Origin of the sequence: Anabaena sp. CCY 9910 (assembly GCF_963920875.1) — a bacterium.
GTDB classification, from domain to species: domain Bacteria; phylum Cyanobacteriota; class Cyanobacteriia; order Cyanobacteriales; family Nostocaceae; genus Trichormus; species Trichormus variabilis.
Genome location: NZ_CAWUDJ010000072.1, coordinates 1 through 19,896, shown reverse-complemented (window position 1 = coordinate 19,896; position 19,896 = coordinate 1). Strand labels below are relative to the sequence as shown.

Annotated in this window: 22 protein-coding genes and 2 pseudogenes; 14 read left to right on the top strand and 10 right to left on the bottom strand. The window is 40.9% G+C overall.

Annotated elements, in window-relative coordinates; all coding sequences use genetic code 11:
- Positions 1-69: 69 nt before the first annotated feature.
- A pseudogene (locus tag ACM5QX_RS28240) lies at positions 70-135 on the top strand (excalibur calcium-binding domain-containing protein); the annotation flags it as partial.
- Positions 136-211: 76 nt separating this feature from the next.
- Here the strand turns inward: ACM5QX_RS28240 and ACM5QX_RS28235 are convergent.
- On the bottom strand, positions 212-1,069 hold the full coding sequence (locus ACM5QX_RS28235) for an oxidoreductase (RefSeq protein WP_414756534.1): 858 nt from the start codon (positions 1,067-1,069) through the stop codon (positions 212-214).
- A gap of 178 nt (positions 1,070-1,247) precedes the next feature.
- On the opposite strand from ACM5QX_RS28235, the gene ACM5QX_RS28230 reads away from it, so the two are divergent.
- On the top strand, positions 1,248-1,760 hold the full coding sequence (locus ACM5QX_RS28230; protein ID WP_414756533.1) for a GNAT family N-acetyltransferase: 513 nt from the start codon (positions 1,248-1,250) through the stop codon (positions 1,758-1,760).
- An 89-nt stretch (positions 1,761-1,849) separates the two neighbouring features.
- Here ACM5QX_RS28230 and ACM5QX_RS28225 read toward each other — a convergent pair whose 3' ends face one another.
- A complete protein-coding gene (locus ACM5QX_RS28225) occupies positions 1,850-3,772 on the bottom strand; it encodes a fibronectin type III domain-containing protein (protein WP_414756532.1) in 1,923 nt (640 codons plus the stop codon).
- A gap of 675 nt (positions 3,773-4,447) precedes the next feature.
- Between ACM5QX_RS28225 and ACM5QX_RS28220 the strand changes: the two genes are divergently transcribed.
- Positions 4,448-5,458, top strand: a complete 1,011-nt coding sequence (locus ACM5QX_RS28220) for an HNH endonuclease (protein ID WP_414756531.1) — start codon at positions 4,448-4,450, stop codon at positions 5,456-5,458.
- Positions 5,459-5,597: 139 nt separating this feature from the next.
- Here the strand turns inward: ACM5QX_RS28220 and ACM5QX_RS28215 are convergent, their stop codons facing one another.
- Both ACM5QX_RS28215 and ACM5QX_RS28210 read right to left on the bottom strand, forming a co-directional pair.
- Positions 5,598-6,059 (bottom strand): cupin domain-containing protein, encoded by a 462-nt coding sequence (locus ACM5QX_RS28215; protein WP_414756530.1) that lies wholly within the window; start codon positions 6,057-6,059, stop codon positions 5,598-5,600.
- A gap of 50 nt (positions 6,060-6,109) precedes the next feature.
- Complete coding sequence (locus ACM5QX_RS28210) at positions 6,110-7,054, bottom strand: phosphodiester glycosidase family protein (protein ID WP_414756529.1); 945 nt, start codon at positions 7,052-7,054, stop codon at positions 6,110-6,112.
- A gap of 61 nt (positions 7,055-7,115) precedes the next feature.
- On the opposite strand from ACM5QX_RS28210, the gene ACM5QX_RS28205 reads away from it, so the two are divergent.
- From ACM5QX_RS28205 to ACM5QX_RS28190, 4 genes are all read left to right on the top strand, one after another.
- A complete protein-coding gene (locus tag ACM5QX_RS28205) occupies positions 7,116-7,961 on the top strand; it encodes a pentapeptide repeat-containing protein (protein WP_414756528.1) in 846 nt (281 codons plus the stop codon).
- A gap of 275 nt (positions 7,962-8,236) precedes the next feature.
- A complete protein-coding gene (locus ACM5QX_RS28200; protein WP_414756527.1) occupies positions 8,237-8,659 on the top strand; it encodes a hypothetical protein in 423 nt (140 codons plus the stop codon).
- Between the two features lie 29 nt (positions 8,660-8,688).
- Positions 8,689-8,862, top strand: a complete 174-nt coding sequence (locus tag ACM5QX_RS28195; RefSeq protein ID WP_414756526.1) for a hypothetical protein — start codon at positions 8,689-8,691, stop codon at positions 8,860-8,862.
- A gap of 98 nt (positions 8,863-8,960) precedes the next feature.
- Positions 8,961-9,941 carry an aldo/keto reductase gene (locus ACM5QX_RS28190; protein WP_414756525.1) on the top strand — a complete coding sequence of 327 codons (981 nt, stop codon included), beginning with the start codon at positions 8,961-8,963 and terminating at the stop codon, positions 9,939-9,941.
- Between the two features lie 565 nt (positions 9,942-10,506).
- Here the strand turns inward: ACM5QX_RS28190 and ACM5QX_RS28185 are convergent.
- Positions 10,507-11,013: a DUF1993 domain-containing protein gene (locus ACM5QX_RS28185; protein WP_414756524.1), complete on the bottom strand. Its 507-nt coding sequence runs from the start codon at positions 11,011-11,013 to the stop codon at positions 10,507-10,509.
- 257 nt (positions 11,014-11,270) lie between these two features.
- Here ACM5QX_RS28185 and ACM5QX_RS28180 point away from each other — a divergent pair, with 257 nt between their 5' ends.
- From ACM5QX_RS28180 to ACM5QX_RS28170, 3 genes are all read left to right on the top strand, one after another.
- Entirely contained in the window at positions 11,271-11,390 is a 120-nt protein-coding gene (locus ACM5QX_RS28180) for an excalibur calcium-binding domain-containing protein (RefSeq protein WP_414756535.1), read from the top strand.
- A 554-nt stretch (positions 11,391-11,944) separates the two neighbouring features.
- Positions 11,945-13,804, top strand: a complete 1,860-nt coding sequence (locus ACM5QX_RS28175; RefSeq protein ID WP_414756523.1) for a hypothetical protein — start codon at positions 11,945-11,947, stop codon at positions 13,802-13,804.
- A gap of 17 nt (positions 13,805-13,821) precedes the next feature.
- Positions 13,822-14,334 carry a hypothetical protein gene (locus ACM5QX_RS28170; RefSeq protein ID WP_414756522.1) on the top strand — a complete coding sequence of 171 codons (513 nt, stop codon included), beginning with the start codon at positions 13,822-13,824 and terminating at the stop codon, positions 14,332-14,334.
- Between the two features lie 15 nt (positions 14,335-14,349).
- Here the strand turns inward: ACM5QX_RS28170 and ACM5QX_RS28165 are convergent, their stop codons facing one another.
- The 5 genes and pseudogenes from ACM5QX_RS28165 to ACM5QX_RS28145 form a co-directional block, all read right to left on the bottom strand.
- The gene (locus ACM5QX_RS28165; protein WP_414756521.1) at positions 14,350-14,787 is read right to left on the bottom strand and encodes a hypothetical protein; all 438 of its coding nucleotides are present in this window, start codon (positions 14,785-14,787) and stop codon (positions 14,350-14,352) included.
- Positions 14,774-15,619, bottom strand: a pseudogene (iscB, locus tag ACM5QX_RS28160) (RNA-guided endonuclease IscB); the annotation flags it as partial. The pseudogene iscB and the gene ACM5QX_RS28165, both read right to left, overlap by 14 nt.
- 117 nt (positions 15,620-15,736) lie before the next feature.
- Positions 15,737-16,195: a DUF1392 domain-containing protein gene (locus tag ACM5QX_RS28155; RefSeq protein ID WP_414756520.1), complete on the bottom strand. Its 459-nt coding sequence runs from the start codon at positions 16,193-16,195 to the stop codon at positions 15,737-15,739.
- Between the two features lie 111 nt (positions 16,196-16,306).
- On the bottom strand, positions 16,307-17,089 hold the full coding sequence (locus ACM5QX_RS28150) for a hypothetical protein (protein ID WP_414756519.1): 783 nt from the start codon (positions 17,087-17,089) through the stop codon (positions 16,307-16,309).
- A gap of 87 nt (positions 17,090-17,176) precedes the next feature.
- Positions 17,177-17,410, bottom strand: a complete 234-nt coding sequence (locus ACM5QX_RS28145; protein ID WP_414756518.1) for a helix-turn-helix domain-containing protein — start codon at positions 17,408-17,410, stop codon at positions 17,177-17,179.
- A gap of 286 nt (positions 17,411-17,696) precedes the next feature.
- Here ACM5QX_RS28145 and ACM5QX_RS28140 point away from each other — a divergent pair, with 286 nt between their 5' ends.
- The 4 genes from ACM5QX_RS28140 (at position 17,697) to ACM5QX_RS28125 (ending at position 19,814) form a co-directional block, all read left to right on the top strand.
- A complete protein-coding gene (locus tag ACM5QX_RS28140; RefSeq protein WP_414756517.1) occupies positions 17,697-17,870 on the top strand; it encodes a hypothetical protein in 174 nt (57 codons plus the stop codon).
- Positions 17,867-18,253: a hypothetical protein gene (locus ACM5QX_RS28135; RefSeq protein WP_414756516.1), complete on the top strand. Its 387-nt coding sequence runs from the start codon at positions 17,867-17,869 to the stop codon at positions 18,251-18,253. The genes ACM5QX_RS28140 and ACM5QX_RS28135 overlap by 4 nt, the downstream gene beginning before the upstream one ends.
- 150 nt (positions 18,254-18,403) lie before the next feature.
- Positions 18,404-19,501 carry an RRXRR domain-containing protein gene (locus tag ACM5QX_RS28130; RefSeq protein ID WP_414756515.1) on the top strand — a complete coding sequence of 366 codons (1,098 nt, stop codon included), beginning with the start codon at positions 18,404-18,406 and terminating at the stop codon, positions 19,499-19,501.
- Between the two features lie 142 nt (positions 19,502-19,643).
- Positions 19,644-19,814, top strand: a complete 171-nt coding sequence (locus tag ACM5QX_RS28125) for a hypothetical protein (protein WP_414756514.1) — start codon at positions 19,644-19,646, stop codon at positions 19,812-19,814.
- Positions 19,815-19,896: the final 82 nt, after the last annotated feature.

Here is a 19,896-nt window from a genome sequence, read left to right as displayed (position 1 = left end):
CCTACTTTGCGAAGCATATCTTGAGATAAAAGCTCATTTAATGGTTCAAGTCACACCTACCGCAGATTTAGGGTGAATCAGCCAGATCCGCATGGGTTTGATAGGGATAGGGATGGGATTGGTTGTGAAAGATGACTATCGGTTTTAATAAATTCTAAAACCCTGTTGTGTTAATTTGGGAGAAGCCCATGTCTGAAAGCCTTTGAGAGCTTTACCCACCAATTGGTGCAACTATTGCGTCCTCATAAGCAGTATCAATGCCAATTTCTCTCCATTGTTCAAATTCTTGCCGTTCGGCTGTCCGCTTTTGTTCCCACATTCCGTAAGCGTCTGCTCCCAGCATCAATCTCAATGGCGGATTCTGAGATTCAATAGCTTGAATCATTGCTAGTGCTGCCTTTTTTGGATCGCCTGGTTGTTTTCCGTTGTTACCGTAAAGGTATTGTTGAATCGGCTCAATTACTGCTTTGTAATCATCAATTTCTGTTTCCGGCTGCATATTTGCATCTCCAGCAAAGTTAGTGCGAAATGCGCCAGGCTCGACAATTATTACATTAATACCTAGTGGTTTAACCTCATCACGCAAACCTTCAGAAAAACCTTCCACAGCAAATTTCGTCGCACAGTAGAGAGCAAATCCGCCAATCGCAGCCAAACCGCCGATGGAAGTAATGTTGACAATATGACCAGATTTTTGGCTACGCATTACTGGTAAGACTGAGCGAGTCATTTCGATGACACCAAAGCAGTTAACTTCAAACTGTTTTCGGATCTGTTCGGATGAAAATCCTTCCAAAGCTCCAAGAGAACCTTGCCCTGCATTGTTGACTAAAACATCAATGCGCCCAAAGTGTTCAATGGCGGCTTGAACAGCCGCAAGTCTATCTTGAGCGTTGGTTACATCCAGGCGGACGGCAATTGCATTGTTGGAGTGTGCTTGTGCCAATTGAGCCACTTGTTCAGGTTTTCGTGCCGTCAAAACAACCTTATCACCACGCTCTAAAACCGCTTCTGCTAGAGAGCGACCGAATCCGGTTGACGTTCCGGTGATCAAATAAACTTTACTCATGGATTTTTCAAAAGATAAAGGTTTTCCTGTTAGTCCAAACAAAGGTATTGTCAAATTAAGCTGAATGAAGGTCAAGCAGCTAATATCTATCTTTTGGCAGAAATTTGTAGGCGGTCGCCAAGCTGATCAACGCTGTACGATGATCTAAGCGAAAAAAAGTTCAGTCTGCAAACAACTTGTGATTAACCTACGCTCCGCCACCTTAGCCGATTTGAATTTGTTGCGATATTGGGATGAGCAACCTCATGTGATTGCTTCAGATCCTAATGATGAGTGGGGTTGGGAGGTAGAACTTGAGCGTTGTCCTGATTGGAGAGAACAATTGATTGCGGAAATTGATGGTCGTCCTATTGGATTTATCCAAATCATCGATCCCCTACGTGAGGATAGCCATTACTGGGGTGATGTTGGGGAGAATTTTCGTGCAATTGATATTTGGATCGGGGAACAAACAGATTTAGGTAAAGGCTATGGAACACAAATGATGCGGCTTGCACTTGCTCGATGTTTTGCGAATCCGCTTGTGATAGCTGTACTTGTTGATCCACTTGCCAGCAACACCCGCGTCCACCGCTTCTATGAGCGCCTTGGCTTCAAATTCATCGAGCATCGCTGTTTTGGTGACGATGAGTGCTTTGTGTATCGCCTAAACCGAGAAGATTGGCACTGTGAAAGTGAAGCGTATGTCTAGATCAATTTCTTGCGTTCGTTGAATGGTCAGTTGATTTTCCCAATCTCCAGCGCGATCGCTTGATGTAATGTTATTTTTAGCCAAAAACTTTATTTTTTCTGGTTGTGTAATTTTATACCTATACTACCCAAACCAAAAGCCAAGAAACTTAAAATTGCACTTGGTTCAGGAACCGACTGGAGAATCTGTCCATTGCTATCTACAAATAGAGTAATTCCATCATTGTAAGTACGGCGTTCAGTACGTACTAGATTGTAGTTCTCGTCAAGAATAGGAAAACTATACACAGGTGTTAGCGTCACTTTGGCGTATTTGTTATTTCTACCATCAAGCCGTTCTAAATTAACCTCAAGATGTCCGTAGTGTTTGCCACCATCGATTAATTGCAGCCCACCTGCCATTTCTTGCCAAAATTCGCCTTCACTTTGGTCAGCTGTCCATTGACTAAACCTGTTGTAGTTCAACAGAGGATCGCTCAAGCTAGAACTGGTACGTTTCTCGCCCCGTAATCCGTCACCCGCCACACCCACATCATAGTAATGTACGCCAGTACCATTGCCGTCTTCATCTACAAAACTGCGCTCGAACATTTCACTATGACCAGACAAAACTGCCAAAACACCATACTGCTCAAACATATTATGGTATTGGCGCATTGGTGTACCGCCCTGACCTGTTGAGAGATTATGGTTCATTGGTTGCCCATGTTCGCCACTACTGTATGGTGCGTGATGAAACTGCACGAAAATCATTTGACCTTTAGCTCGTGCATCGGCTAATTGCACCTTTGCCCAATTCCATTGGGGGCTACCAGGGTTGAAGTCAGACAAGTCAGTACCCCCAGCCGCTTCATATTGTTCTCGTGTATAGTTATCTTGGGTGTCAGTTCCTGTACCTGTATAATCTTGCCCACTGATTCTGGGTGGTTGTCCTACGCCACCGTAGTTGCTGCGACGATCATCGGGTTCACCATTGGAGCTATCGAGGGTAATGATAGTGATGGGGCCGTAGTCGATACGATAGTAATTATCCTGATGCTCTGGTGTACCGTTATCAGGCGCATCAAAATATACGTGATATTTATCACGACCAAATTTCGGGCCAAAACGCCCATCAGCATCAGTACCATAGCCACCATTGAGAGCGCCAAAGTTCTCCCAGTTACCGAGGGCTGGGAGGATTGGGTATCGTGATAACCCACTGTCAAATTCTCCGGCATTGTGGCGGAAAAATTCGTCCCACCCTGGTTGATAACCACCGCCTTGAACTAAATCGCCTGGCATCATCAGGAAGTCAGGATTACGGCTATTGACAATCGCTAAATTATTCCGGTAGCCTTCATTCTCTGTTAAGGCATAACGTAAAGTCTGCGAACCACCTGAGCCGGAAGTGCCAAAGGTGTTTGCCCATTGGCTATCAATTAGGTCAGGGCGTGGCGCTGAACCTGGAGCCAATGTGCCTGGTTGCCATTCACGACGGGTAGAGCGTCCCAATGGCTCGGTTTCGCTATCAGACATAGCAATAAAGCGGATGCTGTCCCAGTTGTCTCTAGTAGGGGCGGTTTTAAAGAATGAATTAAAAACACTCGACCCTTGGGACACTGTATATTGATATGTTGTGCCTGGTTGCAAACCACGCACATCTACTGTGTGTTTGTAATTATCATCACTGAGTAACCAAGAACCTGGAGATAGACCAGCAATATTTTGATTCTTCTCGGCGTTGGTATATGCAAGTACGGGCTGGGATCTAGGCGTGCTAGTAAATGTGAGGGGATTGGTTAGGCCAGTTCCAGTAATTGAAAGTGTACCGGGTGTGTTATTTTCTGTAAACCAAGTGAAATACATACCATCGTTCGATGGATTCTGTAGGTAGGGATTGATGCGAAATGATGCAGTGGCTGACGAGCTTGCTGCCATGATTAATCCTACAGTGAGTGTCATGGCAATCGCCAAAGGCCGGCTGTAGCTCATCGCTACTTGCTGCAAGCGCAACTGGTTTAGGATAGACATGAATTATAACTCCGTTGGGTTTCCTAGTCTTTCTGCTCTGGACTGAAGCTATTGAGTTCTTATCTTTCTCAAGTGAAGACCAGGTTAAGCCCCTCATACCCCTAGTTTAAGGAATTGTGCGAGAGCTTTAGCTAATGGAGTGATTGCTTGATAAAACTTCACCAAAGACTAATTCCTTCAGGCGGAGGCTAATGCCAAAAGTCAAAAGCTGGGTTTTTGGAACCAATCGCAGCCGGTGATGCCTTGGGATTTCCGGCGAGGGAATAAGAATACTAAGCCTGCAACTACTCAGACTCAAGTACAATCATGCGATCAGCGAAGCTGGGCGGTTACGCCATCGCTCCTATCCAGACTTTTGCATTCCACCCAATTCGCCAGATTTGGATTGTCGTGATATTCATTACCGCAGATTTAGGGTAAGTCAACCAGATCCGCATGGGTTCGATAGGGATAGGATTGGTTGCGAACAGTAAAAAACTGCGTAAAAGGTTAAGAAAACAGTTAATATAGCTTTATAGTCCAGGTTTTACCCAGCTACATACTAATTTTATAAATTCCTTACTATATCTTTAACTTTTTCTTGGCTAATTCCTGATTAATCCTGATGTATTTCTTTGTTTTTAAGAGAGAACCTGGACTAAATAACAAACCGCAAAAATAACAATTCACCAGAACATGAATTTCATAAACAAAGCACGTAATTTAGCAGATACGCTAAAAGATAAAGTTCAAGAAGCAGCAAATGGCGTAGAAAACGTAGTTGATGGGATCAAGAATACTACTGTAGAAATTACCACCTCAAGCATTAATGCAGTGACTGATTTACAGGTAACAGCCCAACAAGGGTTTCAAACTGTACAAAATTTCAGTAAAGCATTGGAAGGAACGGCTATTGGTGTGACGACTTCGAGTTTGGCTATAGCTGAGGCATTACAAAACTTGCCCAGGACGGCTACCGAACTAGCATTAGAGATGCCCAAGATTGCGAGTAGATTGAGGTATCGAGCTGGTCTGAGAGTTGACGATTTGCCTCGCTCTGATGCAGATGTCATGCAACTGTTCGATAAAATCCCCGGTACATCAAAGTTAGGGGCTAACGAACGAACTATCCGGGAATTTCTGAGCGATAAACATGGTAGCCATATCATTCCCCGTTCTCAAGGAGGCTCAAATGGTGCTGATAATATCCTGTGGGAAGTAGGCATTGATAATCTTCGTCGCGGTGCCGAAGTTATGACTGTTGGAGAACAGTTTTATATTCGGGTTTACAATGCGGTGGATTCTATTATCACAAATTCAGGGACTATTGCTAGGCTGGGGATCACTGCAACTGGAACCGCTATTCTCACCCAAGTTACAGTCACAGCAATTTCCTACTCCTTGGATCTTTATCGAGGCGATATCAGTGTTGAAGAATATAAAAATTTAATTTTAAAAACCGCAAAGGCAGCAGGTATTGCTACACCAATTGTTTTTCTGATTTTAGTGGCTGTGTTGGCGTTATTTCCGGAATTTACGGTTGTGTTGTCAGCACCAGTGGTTGTTGAAGGTTTCAATGCCTTATTTGGGATGAGCATTGCCATGCCAATCATTCAATCGCTATTGCGTCATGCCAAAGCAGGTGGTTTTGGTGAGGAAACTGCTGAGGTTTATAGAAATGTGTTAGGTGGTTCTGCATCTGCTTGAGCAATATATCTGCGATAAATATTTAACGGGAGTGCTGGCTGTAGCCTCAAGGCTACTCTCAGTTGGCTTGGTTCCACCTTTAAGCTAACGCCTAGCTCAACTAGGTTTTGTTGGCATAAGTGGTTTGCCGTCTTTATTGCTAGTAGGGACTTGGAGCAGGTTCTCCCACACTGTTAGTCCAGATGTCGTCTGGCAGCGATCTATCACGGTGACATACCCGATCAAGGTCAGGATAAGTGATTGTGTCTACTGCCGCTCGGTTGCCGACTACTAGGCATCGCGTTGGCTGGGAGCTACGATTCTCAAGGAAGTGACCTACTGGCACTCCTGCTTGAAAAGTTGCAGCGTCGCCTGGACGTAGTATAGTCTTTGTGTCTCCTTCAATGAGAGTGATTTCGCCTTCGAGGACATAGACCATTTCATCCTCAGCACTATGCCAATGCTTGAGTGATGAACGAGAGCCAGGTTGCAGGATTTCGATGAACGCACCGAACTGGGTAAGCCCTCCTGCTTCGCTGATCCAGAGCGTGCGATTTGGCTCGTGCGCGGCGCGAGAAGGGTTTTCCTCTGTGACGAGATGTTCGGGAGTGATAACAGTCATGCTGACACCTTTTCTAAACGCAAAGCTATCATATCTGCTGCTGTGAAAGATTAATCCGCATAAAATCCCAGATGATTAGCAACTGGGCGATCGCGCATTGGTATTTTAGTATGGGTAGGAGCATTTAAAATTTTTGGCTTCCCCTTTTTGTCTGGATTTGCTACTACCAATGTAGTAGAACCTCCTCCATCGAGATTTATGGCGTTATAAACACCCAATTTTGCTATAAATTGGGTTAATTCTTTTTTAGTAAATCCTTCGCTATATAGTGGTTGTTTACCATCTACCAAAACTAACCATAATTTCTTACCTGTTTTGTCGGTAGCTGCAACTACTCTCGAATATGGTTTGTCGGTTGAGGAATTTGCATAAATATTTATTTTGGGTTTTCCTTGAAAAAGTAATACGTCATCTCCTGCTAGCCCTTGAATAGTATTTTTTGGACATTCTTCACCGCCTGGAATTTTGGCTTGGTTGTTGTTATCAAAGCATAAAACATACCAACTTGATTTTTTATCAGCATATATTTTACTATTAGAAATAGTTTGTCCTAATACCTTTGTTTTATCTCCACTGTGAGGATAATAATGCCACGGTGTCACCTCATTAAAAGGATAAAAATAGCTTCCGTTGATGGCAAGTTTAACTTGAAATTCTGCGACAAATTCAGATGTTGTTCTCGCTTTGGTTTCATTGTCTATAATTGCTTGTTTCCCGAATGCGAAATTTTTTGATAAATTCTCAATAGCTGGAGTGACAAATGGTTTAATTCCTGGTGTATTTAAATCAATCGTCACGACATGAATGATTAAAGGACGTGGCTTTGACTCGATCAAACGCTGATAAACAATCCCTCGAAATAATTCTTGTTGTTTTTCACTGCGGGGTGGACGACGAAAATGACCCCAACCATACATTAATATTGGTAAAGACAAGAAAAGAGTACCGACAATAAAGCAATAGTTTGGTGTTTTAGGAATATATCGCCATTGCATTGCCAAATTTGCTAATTTATTGGTAATTGAAAATTAATTTAATTTTACTCTAAGTTGAAAAATGGATAATGATAATTTCAGCTTTTGTCACCAAAATTTGCAAAATCAATCATTTAAAGCAATGCAACTCCATGATGCAAATTTTAGCGGTGCTGATGTGCGTGGATGTAATTTTTCTCATGCACAATTACAAAAGGCTAATTTTGTGAAAGCGAAATTTGGTCAGTCACCTAGAATATTTCTGAGTTTGCGAATCACTGCATTGATTGTTTTATGCTTAACTTTTATAGCAGTTAGCGAAATGGCGTTTGGCGTAATAGGAAACACTCCAGAAATACCGGCATGGTCATATACTAAAGCTCTAGTTGTCAGTTTGGCGATTTCTGGATTAGGTGCAAGTTTTAGGAGAGTTTTTACTCAAGAATCAAGCTTAGAAAAATTGATTATAACTATATCAGGTGTGGCTTCAGCAGCATTAATTGGTTTTTATTATGGTGGTATTCTGCAAAATAAAAACCCCCAATTTGCTGTAATATCTGCACTTGTATCATCCATAATAGCGGCAATTTTATGTTTTGTATTTAAGAATGCTTTGATGCGAGTAATTGTCGCAGTCGCAGGGTTTACTTGTAATTATGGTTTAGCTTTTTTAATTAGTAGTATCGCCTTTGCCTATTTGAGTACCCAAAATTATCTAATGGGCAGTATTTGGGGAATTTTAACTGTGATTTTACTGGTTGTGACAATGCGATCGCTAAATTTAGCTATCCAAGAAATCACCACTAATGGTATTACTAATTTCAGAGGTGCAAATTTAGAAAATGCTAGATTTGACTCAGATATTAATCATAAGAAAGTTGATTTTACTGCTGCGAACATACACAACATTAACTCTCAAGATATATAAATTATTTATCGATATAAAGAATAATACGTGGTTGCCATTGACGATTTTTCCCTCTACTTTTTTCATTCCAATTCTTTGGGGGACTTTGTGTGATTCAAGGTTTGGTTGATCACAGCTTACTACAAGATAGTCATAGCCAAATTAGTTAACTTTTCCGTGTTTCCTTCTGCAAATGAAATAAACGTCTATCATACCCAAGAATCAAAAGTCAAATAATATACAGTTATTGACGAAGTGATATTTGGCACATAACCTTGAAATCTGATGAATAACAAGTGTACATTTATCTGCTTATATTATTTATGGGAATGATCTTATTTATTGTTTTCAGCGTTTGGGCAATCGTAAATTTTATAGGTTTATGCTCAGTTGTAATCTCATTCATTCGTTGTCGTACTGTAGCAGGATACCGAAATATTGCGATTATCGGATCGGTTTTCATTCCAGCAATTCTTCTATCCTTAAGTTTTGTGGATTTCTTGAACAACAAACCGGTTTCTGGCCCCATCCCTGCTTATATTCAGGCAATCGTAATTATCGTATGGTCTAAAACTTATTTAGTTTGCTTTTTGGGTGCTTGTATAACTGCCGCAATTGCCTTCTTTAGACATAATGCTATTCGCCGTTACTCAGCACTTGCTTGGGGTTTCCTAATTTCATCTGTTTTTGCTTGTACATTTGTGGTTATCAAATTTTGATGCTTGCGGCGGGCTACGCCAGCGCTTAGATGCCAGTTGAGAGCAAATGCTTAAGAAAGAAAGCAATGCGTCGGGGTGAGCCAGTTTTTCTGTATCGTTGTGGTAGTAGGATATCGCCATTGCCCGAAGGGTACTACTGGCGGATGCTGGACGAACACCCATTAATGCGGATTTATCAGTTAGAGATTAAAAATGGGGATTAGTTTCATCAGATATGTCTACTTATAGATGTATTTTTGCGTAATAAATAGATAATTCACGAATGCGAATTTCTTCATTGTTATTAGGTGGAAATCAATCTATGAAAACTAGAACATTAGGTAAACAAGGATTATCAGTTTCAGAACTTGGGCTGGGTTGTATGGGAATGTCTGAGTTTTACAGTGGTCGTGATGAAGCAGAAGCGATCGCGACGATCCATCGTGCTTTAGAACTTGGTGTTAATTTCTTGGATACAGCAGATATGTATGGGCCGTTCACCAATGAACAATTAGTAGGTAGGGCAATTAAGGATCGGCGAGATCAAGTTGTACTAGCAACCAAGTTTGGCAATGTTCGTACAGAAGATGGCGGTTGGAAAGGAATTAGTGGTAAGCCTGAATATGTTCATCAAGCTTGTGATGCTTCGCTCAAGCGTTTAGGAGTAGAGGTAATCGATTTGTACTATCAACATAGAGTTGATCCAAACGTGCCGATAGAAGATACGATAGGAGCAATGAAAGAATTAGTACAGCAAGGCAAAGTACGTTATTTAGGTTTATCGGAAGCAGCCCCAGCAACAATTCGACGGGCGCAAGAGGTTCATCCGATTACAGCATTACAAACCGAGTATTCACTGTGGAGCCGAGATCCAGAAGATGAAATTCTACCAACATTGCGAGAATTAGGGATCGGTTTTGTCGCTTACAGCCCACTGGGTCGCGGATTCTTATCAGGAGCTATTACTTGTCCTGATCACTTAGCAGCAGATGATTACCGCAGAAATAACCCACGTTTTCAAGGAGAAAATTTTGATAAGAATCTGCAATTGGTAGAGAAAGTTCGAGAGATCGCCCATGAAAAGCAAGTGACTCCTAGCCAGTTGGCTTTGGCATGGCTCTTAGCACAAGGAGAGGACATTGTTCCCATCCCTGGTACAAAGCGACGTAATTATTTAGAAGAAAATATCGCTGCTACGCAAATTGTTCTTTCTCCAGAAGATTTAGCTCGGATAGAATCCGTAGCACCCAAAGGTATTGCCGCAGGCGATCGCTATCCTGATATGAGTACGGTTAATCGTTGAAATAAAATCCGGCGTTGGTGGCGCTCCTACACTATACCCCTTGGGGTATGGTGTAGGCTTCTCAGGCATTCCGAAAAATGCGTAGAACTTCCTTAGAGGTATTATCAGTAGTTGTCGAATAACTTATTATTTGTCGTCGTTAACACATTAATGTCGCTCTACTAAGTTAGCCCCTATCGGAGTTTAGCACATTATACGCACCCAGATAAGTTTTTTCCTGCCGTTATTCTAAGGAATCTAAGGTGCTGAAACTTACCGGGGATAGGGATTTAATCAATTTAAAAATTTAACGAGATTAATTTGATAACACGACAAATAAATTGTTATCCGACATTTTGATAGCGCAGTCTGCTGTGGAGATTGAGCTTGCCTGAGTTGTTGCTGATGAGCGAGTATTCGGGATTTTCACTTCAGCAAGGCATCGGCACTCATCACCAGTTGATTTGTTCTGGGTGCTGAGGTAGATTTTACATCTGCAAACAGGTTGAGTCTGTGGTTTTCCAACCTCATTGACTAAATCTGACCAAAGTCATCATAAAGCACTTCACTCGAAAAACCACATACTCTAAATTTGACCAAGGAAGTCTCGTTTACCAAGTTCTACGCCACAGTGTCTAAGAATGTCATAGGCGGTTGTGACATGGAAATAAAGGTTTGGTAAAATAAAGTATAGGAGAAACTGCATTCCATGAAAGGATAAGGTGTTGTCACGTATTGGCAAGGTAATTGTTATTTCTTCTGAGCCATCAATTTGTTCAGGCTTAAATGTATTGAGATGGGAAATAGTCTTTTGAATCCGTTCAATTAGTTGAGGAAAGGTTGTTTCATTATCCTCAAATTGAGGTGGTTCTGTGCCTGCCAACCGTGCTGCACCTCTATTTACAATGTCACAGGCGATCTGTATTTGCCGAGATAATGGAAACATATCTGGGTATAAACGACTATTGAGCAATACAGAAGGCTCTATCTTTTTAGTTTCTGCATAGGTAGCACCTTTTTCCAGAATGGCTATGAGATTATTGAGTACATGAATGGAAACAGGGATTGAAGCTTGGTACATTGAAAGAGTCATTAATATTACTCCCTAAATACTTTATACTTTTGATAAGTCTAAGTTTAGGTGAATTTAAGAATTTTAATACGCTTAACTCTTAAATTTAATCTGAAACTAAGCTCTCACTAATTTTATTTTAGAGCGGTAAAACTTCCTAGAGTAGATTTTTAATGATTGAAAGAGGCGTAAATAGGTAAACCAAAATTTTCAATAATAACGAATTTACTAGGTTTAAGTTTTTGCTCTAGCTAGCTTTGTCACGCTAGGAATTTTATATTCTACCTAATTCGCCAGATTCGGATTGCTGTGATATTTCTTATCGTAGATTTAGGGTTAATCAACCAAATCCACATAGGTTCGATAGGGATAGGGATGGGATTGGTTGTGAATGGTAACATTTTTAGAATTTTTAGTTAAAGAAATATCAGCAATCTTAATAAATATTAAGCTCTAAAGTATCTATGTATTTCTAAAATATATCTAAATACAAAAATTAAATTATGGAAGATGAAAAAATAGCCATTATTTTTGTTCCTGGATTTGATGCAATTACGCAGAATTACTACATTGAACATTCTTGTAAAATTCCAATTGGCTAGTGCTAAATTCTTGAGACTAGCATATCCACACAACAGACTGGTATTAGCCCTTACCAGTATTGCAAAAAAGTAGATGCGTACATTCGAGAGCATGAAAACCAGATTGTGATCGCCAAGCTGATCGCAAATTACGGATCTACTAGAGTAGGCTTGAGGAGTGGATGCCAAATGTCAATAGAGGCTTTGGATAAAGTTCAAATGGGAGTATTTAGTGGCTTGGAAATATAAATTGCTGAATTTTTGAAAATTGGGAATGATACATTAACGCTTGTTAAATAATTTTTGACTATTGTCATCGTTGCCTCTAGTTAAAATAGTCTATTGATATAGTGCTAAGAAAATTTACCAAGATGCCAAAAAAGAGCCAGAGCAAATCTCATAGCAAAGTCCCATCTCAAATCTCTGTTGGTTCGCGCATCTTAGAAGCACTTACAGAAGCGGAGATTGCCCAGTTATTGGATGAATTATTTGGTATTTTATCCGAAGAACAGCGAGAAAGTGCTTTCGCTCAACTGTCAGGAGATACTCAAGAGACTTTAAATGAAATCATCGTTCCACCTCAAACAGTAGAACAAAAGAATATCAGCAAAGCACAACCAGCTTCTTTAGCAAAATTAGCTCAAACTTGGTCGGAATTATGGGAAGAATGGAATCAAATTATTTGGCAAGCATCCCAGGAAGAGGGGAAATATATAGTCCAAGAAGTACGCTGGGAAGAACCTTACTTTGATGATTGTACTTTCGTCGAAGATTTAGAAGCAGTTGCACAAAAGATGAAGCCGTTGGTAAAAACAGCTTTTGAGAATGGCTTTAGCAATGATGATAGTTTTGCAGCCAGTTTGTTGTCAGCAGAAAGCGAAATATCTAATGGAATACCCGAATGGATGGAAATTGCGAATGGGATTCATTTGGAAGGAGCGACAACCTATTGTCTGTTGGAGTGGGAATGCTTGTTGGTGCAGAAACAGGGAGAAAATGGGTTTAAATTAGCTCAAAAAATTAGGGAGTGGGAAGAAAAGTTTTCTGACACCAGTTTAGATGACGATGCTGTAATCGATTTCTTCTCTAATTTACCGGATGTTCAAAAAAAATTAATTTTAGATGGAATGACAGCGAATCGAGAGGTTCAAGCGTGGAAGTATGACTTAGAAAATACTCACTCTTGTTGGCATATCCTTTACATGGAATTGATGCAGCAATTTGCAACACCAGAGGTATATTTGAGCAATCTTCGGGCGACTATTTCCCAACAATGGCAAAATGGTTTACCTGTAATTGAGGATTTGTTGACTAAACAGGAATATCGAGAAAGTCTGATAGTAATTCAAGAGACCTTGGATGCTTTATTAAAAAATAAGCAAGATAAAAACCCCTGGACACCAGAAAATTCGCTGCTATTTGTAACATTGGGTGGATTTTCTTACGATCCTGGGAATGGTGAAAAGCAGAAAACTTTACTTCGCTATTACCAGCAAGCTGTTCGAGAATTGGGAGAAATAGAACGGGCAAATGCTCTAGAAATTCAGCAGATTACTTGTGAATGTTGTTATGACTGGTCAAGTATGTTCAAAGCTTTTGCTGAAATACCAGTTAATAAAAATACTCAGCAAGCCTTATTTACTTCTTGGCGTGAATCGATAATTAAACGTGGGACACCTTACAGATACTCGGATTTTTATACAAATACAAAAACCGTAGATACTTGGTGGTTACATTGGTTACTCGATAGTATTACGACAGAAGAAAAAGGACATACTTGGTTTAGGCAACAAATTATCGAGTGGTTGGAGAATTTACCTGGAGATCCGGCACAACTAGGTAATGAATACAATGTAATACATTTGTTAACAAGAGATTTGATTCAAATAAAGTACCAGGGAAATTTCCATTATCCTAAATTTTATGAGGTTGTGATTCAATCTAACCAAATATTGACACCGGATGATATTTCTAGGAGAATGTATCTCCAAGAATATGCACCCCCCGATTTGTGGGAAAGAGTAATCGCTTATTGGAAAGCAAACTTACACAATTTCGTACCATTACCAGAAGCATCCCAAAACTCAGATTATACGAAAAATGCACAATGGATGTCTGTCTTGAAAGAGTTAGCACCAGAAAATTATCAGAGCTTGTTATCCCAATGGAAAGTCCAGCACAAGCGACGATCTAATTTGTGGAAGGCGATGAAAAATTTGGGATTGACGTAAAGAAAAGATAGATTGCAATGCTTGACTTAACCAAAATACAATTAATTGCTCAATCCTATTCTCCCCAAGAACTTTTTGCTGCGTTGGTTTGGCAGCGTCAGTTTAATCGATTTAACGGAGAACAGGTGATAACTGACCTTGCTTCGCGCACAGATTTATGGGCAAGCTTTCTGTTCACGAAACCAATCTTTGCACCAGATGAAAACGGTTTGAGTTTTAGTGGTGTAATTGATACTCTTTTGGCAATGGCAAATTATCGGCCAATGTCTGAAGCTAGTATTATTTACTTTGTAGCTTATCCAGCTGATACTTTATACATTCTTACCCAAAATGAAGACACAAAAGTATCTCAACTTTTGGACTTAGGAAAAAAGTGGCAAGCTGATTCAGTAGAAGTAACTGATGGTACAAATGAAGAGTATGCTTTTGGGCTTCAGCGCCGACTGAAAACTCGATTAGAAGGGGGGTTGCTCGGTGAAAATGTTCAACAAGATAGCGATGCCGTGATAATTACATATTGGTGGGATTGATTCATTAGGCTTCTATCAATTGAGATCATTACGATTAGGTGTAGGCAATTGCATGACTTCAGAAAAGCGTGAATACTTAACTTCATCTGTAGGAGGATAATCTGCTGATACAGCAATTAAACCAACTTTGATATCCTCGAAATAAATCACACCGCCAATACGTTGTTCAGCCCAGAAAGGGGCATGGAAAAAACCATACTCTGTAATGTAGATGGGTAAAAAGCCAGTAATATTGATTGCCCTGCCAAATATTTGCTCACAAGTTTTGTGGATGACAGTATCTAGGTATTCATTATATTTAGGCTCGCCCAGTTCAATAAATTCAGGATCATCCGCAAAAGGATTCATATAAGATGTGGAAAAGGGACTCCCACTATAATTAGAAAGTTTAGCAGGAGGTAAATTTCTTGCAACATGAGAATCGTCTGTCAAGGCATCATCATTTGTATTCATAACCGTCAGCTTTATGTATGGTTTTGAGATATTTAAGATGAACATCAAACTTTTTATCTAAAGTGTGTAGAACAAAACTAGGGCGAAACCTAATAGCAATTCTGCCTATATATCTTCCAGCGAATTTACCATTAGAGATATGCGCTTTGACGATATCACCAGTGGTAAAACCTTGAAAGTATTTCAATGAAGGTGCATGAGCTTTAGGAAAGCCAAACTTATCTGGGCGACAGCGTTGCCGAGTACCGTGACCTTTGGCATTAATCAATAAAGGTTTGATATTTTTGATGATTAATTTTTCTGGTGTACTCGCTCCTATACACAGAGAATCAGCCCAATGAGATTTATCAATTCCTCTACTAACTCGATTCCACTTAGTTCGTCCACCACTACCAACTTCTATAGGTAAATTAGTTTGTTGTAATCTGCTGTACAACTCAAGGCGAGTTGCATTAACCGCAGTAGCATCAGTTAATGGTTTTTTAGCTTGAGCCAAGATGCGATTTAACAAGTTGGGTTTTTTCTTAAGAAACTTAGCAATTGGTTGACTACCTTTAGCTTGATTGCATTTTTGGCAAGCTAATGTCAGATTGCTCACACGATTAGTCCCACCGCACGATTTAGCAACAATATGTTCGATTTGTAGCGGGACATCTTTGACATCACAGTATGCACACTTATGTTGCCACTTGCTTAACAGATATTGTTTAACTTCAAAACCGAACAACTCACCGCGTTGATAATCTACCCCTTGGATTTCTGGTTGTTCTAGTTTTTGTAAGTCAAATTTAACCAACTCTTGAGAAATGGCAGTGATTGGACAAATACGACGTAGCCTATTTACCTATTTCGCCATCGTCGGGCATCTGGTTAATTTCACTGTCGCGCCATAAGTGTGTCAACATAATTTATCTCCCTGTTGTTTTTCAAAAAACTTTGCGCTTAAATTTCAGACCATCACCCGCACTAAATCTGCTTCCTTCACCAATGAAAATCTGCGGGGCATCATGTCTATTTGTGGAAGAGTTGGGGATATAATTTCGACCAAGTAAGACCACTCACCACGAACCAGTGCAACTCCCAAGACTAGTCTCTGCCTTGGGGAGTTACTGCAAGAGGCAAAGATGACGTGATCGCCTAATGTGAAAGCTGGTTTTTGTAAGTTAGTAGGTTTGAACCGACCAGTGCCGATAATTTGATGCTTGGTGGCGTGTACAGCATCATCGGTAATCTCAATAATGTAATGCCAACAATCCCTCCACCACTGAATACCAGAACAGTAACCGAAGGTTTCGAGACTTTTGAGATAGACTTTTTCCCACAATTGAATTTCAACAGGTGGCATTTCTCCACGCCAAGGTGGAGAGAGATACCAACATCTTTGTAGTTCTGTGATTTGCTCTGTCATATTTTCCTCTCCAAAAGATAATCAACAGCTTTGGTATCTAAGCTGGCGATGCGTTTTTTAATTTGTTGTGATGGATTATTTAGAAACTGGTTGAAATGAAACAACAAAGTCTCACTGGGCCGCTATTCCCCAAGGCCATCGCTCAGGGTCGGGGTGGTGTGCGTCAAAAAAGATGAACTCCTCTTCATCCCAGTCGAGATGCAAACAAAGGTGAATCTCGTCAGGGTCAACTTTACAGGCGTGTCGTCCCTCCCAGTAGTTTGCGCCACTTTTTACCCACTCGTAGCCTTCTCCGTAAATTTCAGCGCGTACTGCCCTGGTTGCGGCTTCTTGCACTGCGGCGGCGTTAGCAGGAATTTTTTTTTCGTCTTGATCAACTAAGAAGAGTTTGTACGCTGGCGGCATTTCCACCAGTTCGAGAAAATACTTGATGATTTCTGGGATTGCATTTTGAAGCGTGAGGCGATCGCACTCCAGCAATGTCAGCTGATCATCGGCGGCTGGGTAAGAGAACAGGCGATCGCGTATGGCGATGTGCCGGAGGCAAACTCCCGATATGCCCAAGTTCTTTTGTAGTTGGTGGATATTGTCGTTGAATCTGCGGTAGAGAAATAAGAAATCAAAGGCTTCTTGTTCTGTTAAGCAGCCGTTTGTCTCCCAAGTTGCGGGACTTGCGTTAAAACGGTGGATTATTTTTTCGGTTTGCAGGTCAGGATTACCCGTTTGGGCTAGGGCAGGGTAAATGCTTTTGTCTGCCAGTAATGATGGGTAAGTGAATTTATGATGCAGGGTATATTTAAGATGAATACAATCGACCAGCAGCGCAAATAAGCCTTGTGAGGTGAATAGTTGGGAGTTGTCTTGAAGCAGTTTTTCAAATGGTAAGCTAGACATGGCTATACCTACATGGGTTAGTTACGGCGATCGTTCTTCTTGGCCGGAGGCGATCGCTTTTAATAATTCATGATTTAGGGAAAATACTTATATTTCAACGCCTAATTCTGCCTTTAGTGCTTTTTCTATGCCTCTTAGTGTTTCTATGGGCAAATCTTGAACTTGTTCACGTTCAATTCGACTCCAGTGATTAGCACTAATTCCCGCTTCTGCGGCTAACTCAGTTATAGTTTTGGACGAAGCTTTTCTAAGATTTTTAATTTTTTCTCCTAAACCAGGGTACTCCTTACTAAAGGTCACACGCATTAAGATTAATCCCACAAGTCCTACTCCTTAAGTATCTTTTGTTGGGATATATTTCACACGTTTTTATAATAACCTCTTAAGTCTAACTTGACAAGTATAACCTCAGAGGTTAAATTATAAGTATAGAGGAAACAAGCACTAGCCTCTTAGTAAATAAAGCGGTGCAAAGCACAGAACCTTGAAAATTGAATAGCCGACGAGTTATGCAGCCAGGGAAAGGGGACACAGGCGCGTGGACGGGCAATATTAAAAGCTTCGTTGAATCCTGATGATTATATAAGGTGATCGCAATTTATTGTGGTTGCCATTTCAACTATTACTGCTACTGCTTGAATTAACTGAAGAAACGGCTACGCCGAAGCTGAGTGAATGCGTTGTGGCTCCCCCACAACGTAGTCAGCCAAAAACAAAGGCGATCGCTCTGCCTGGAAAACTTTGCGATCGCCTTTTAATCAATATCAGGTTTTCATTATGACTTATACAGCATTAAACAAGCAAGCCCAAAGTCCCCTAACCGACCGCGATCGCCAAATCATTGCAAACATCATCCAACGCCATCCAGACGAAATCAAAACTATGTGGATAGAAGGCGGAATCACAATCTGGGTGCAGCTTCAGGACGGCGGACGATTAGCATTTGATCGCAATTGGTTCGCGCAAAGAGTAGCCCAAGAAAAGACTTCTCTAGATGCTCAAGAGAATCTCCACAGGCACAACCAAAGACTAGAAGCCGAGTTAAATCAAGCCTGCGCCGAGTACGGCTTACAGCACGGCGAGATTGACTATGTCAACTACCCACACTGTACTGTACTCAGTCAGTGTGGGTTTGAAAGAATCAGCTTTCAAAGCAAAAGATGACTAGCTCATGAGCTATTACCTGATACGTACCTCCGAGCGTTTCCCTAACTCGGAATAACTACAAACTACCTGATTAGTAGTGCTTGCAGAAAGGACATTTTGGTAATAGTGGGCTAAGGGACTTACAACTTACACGAAAGGATTATCTCTATGATTCGTGTCCCGACATTAGACAAAAACGGCTTGCCACTTATGCCGACAAAACCTAGCCGTGCTAGACGTTGGCTTAAGGAAGGTAAAGCCAAGATTGTACACAACGACCTCAATACTTTTTGTATTCAGCTATTAGTGGAACCGTCTGGTTATGACACTCAACCAATAGCTTTGGGATTAGACCCTGGTAAAAAGTTTACTGGCGTTGGTGTCCAATCTGCCAAATTCACATTATTTATGGCACATCTAATATTGCCATTTTCAGATGTCACAAAAAAGATGTCAGGTAGGCTAATTCTGCGACGTGCTAGACGAGGTAGAAGGATAAATCGCAAAGTAACTTTTAATCAAAGAGCGCACCGTCAAAAACGGTTTGAGAACCGCAAACAGAAAAAATTGCCTCCCAGTATTAGAGCTAACAAAGAATTGGAATTACGAGTTACCAAAGAATTAGTAAAATTATTCCCCATAACTCAAATCACCTATGAATACATTAAAGCTAGAGGAGACAAAGGGTTTAGTCCAGTAATGGTTGGTCAAAAAGTGATGTTGCAATGGCTAGAAAAAATTGCACCAACAAATAAACAAGAAGGTTGGCAAACATCAATATTGAGGCAACAATTAGGTTTAGCTAAGGACAAGAAAGATAAATCCAAGCAAAATCCCGAAACTCACGCTCATGATGGAATTGCGTTGGCTGCAAGTAATTTTATGCGGTTCAAGAAATTTTATACTGCAAATACTCGTGGGTATCACTGGATAGGAGAAGTCACAGTCACATCTGCACCATTCCGCGTGATTGCACGTCCTAATTTGTTCCGTCGTCAACTTCATTTTGAGAACCCAGTCAAAGATGTACAAGGTAATAGAAAGCGTAAAGGAGGAACAGTCACCCCATTCGGTTTACGCTCTGGTGACTTGGTAAAAGCCGAAAAAGCAGGAGTGATTTATGTTGGTTGGATTGGTGGTTACACTCAAACAACTAAAACTAAGAGGGTTTCAATCTATGACCACAATTGGCACAGGTTGGGGCAGTTCAGCCCATCCAAAGTGCAATTAATCAAGCGGAGTACGAGATTATGCGTTGCTGTTTAAGAGATTGTTTGATTTGTCGTCGTCCTCATTCTTCCCTCACTTATAGTAAGAATTGGTCGTAGGAGGCAACAAATCAAACCCGCAATTCCTCCTAGTATCGAATCTGCATATTACGGTGTGGGACTCCTTGCGGGTTTAATTCATGTTCTCCACAAAAGTCTATCGAGGTCGTGATTTGGTGGGCTTTGTGGGATTCAACAGGTTCAGCCAAATGTGGATATATAGCCGCAGAGTGACGGAGCCTGATAAATACGCCCGTAGTTCGGCTGATGCACTCTTCAAGTTAGGAGTTAGGCAGTTAGCAACGGTGTAGATATAGAAAGCGACCGCTTAGGTTCTCTAACCCTCATTTGTCACTCTAAGCAGAGGAAAATACAAAATCAGAGTGAGTCAGG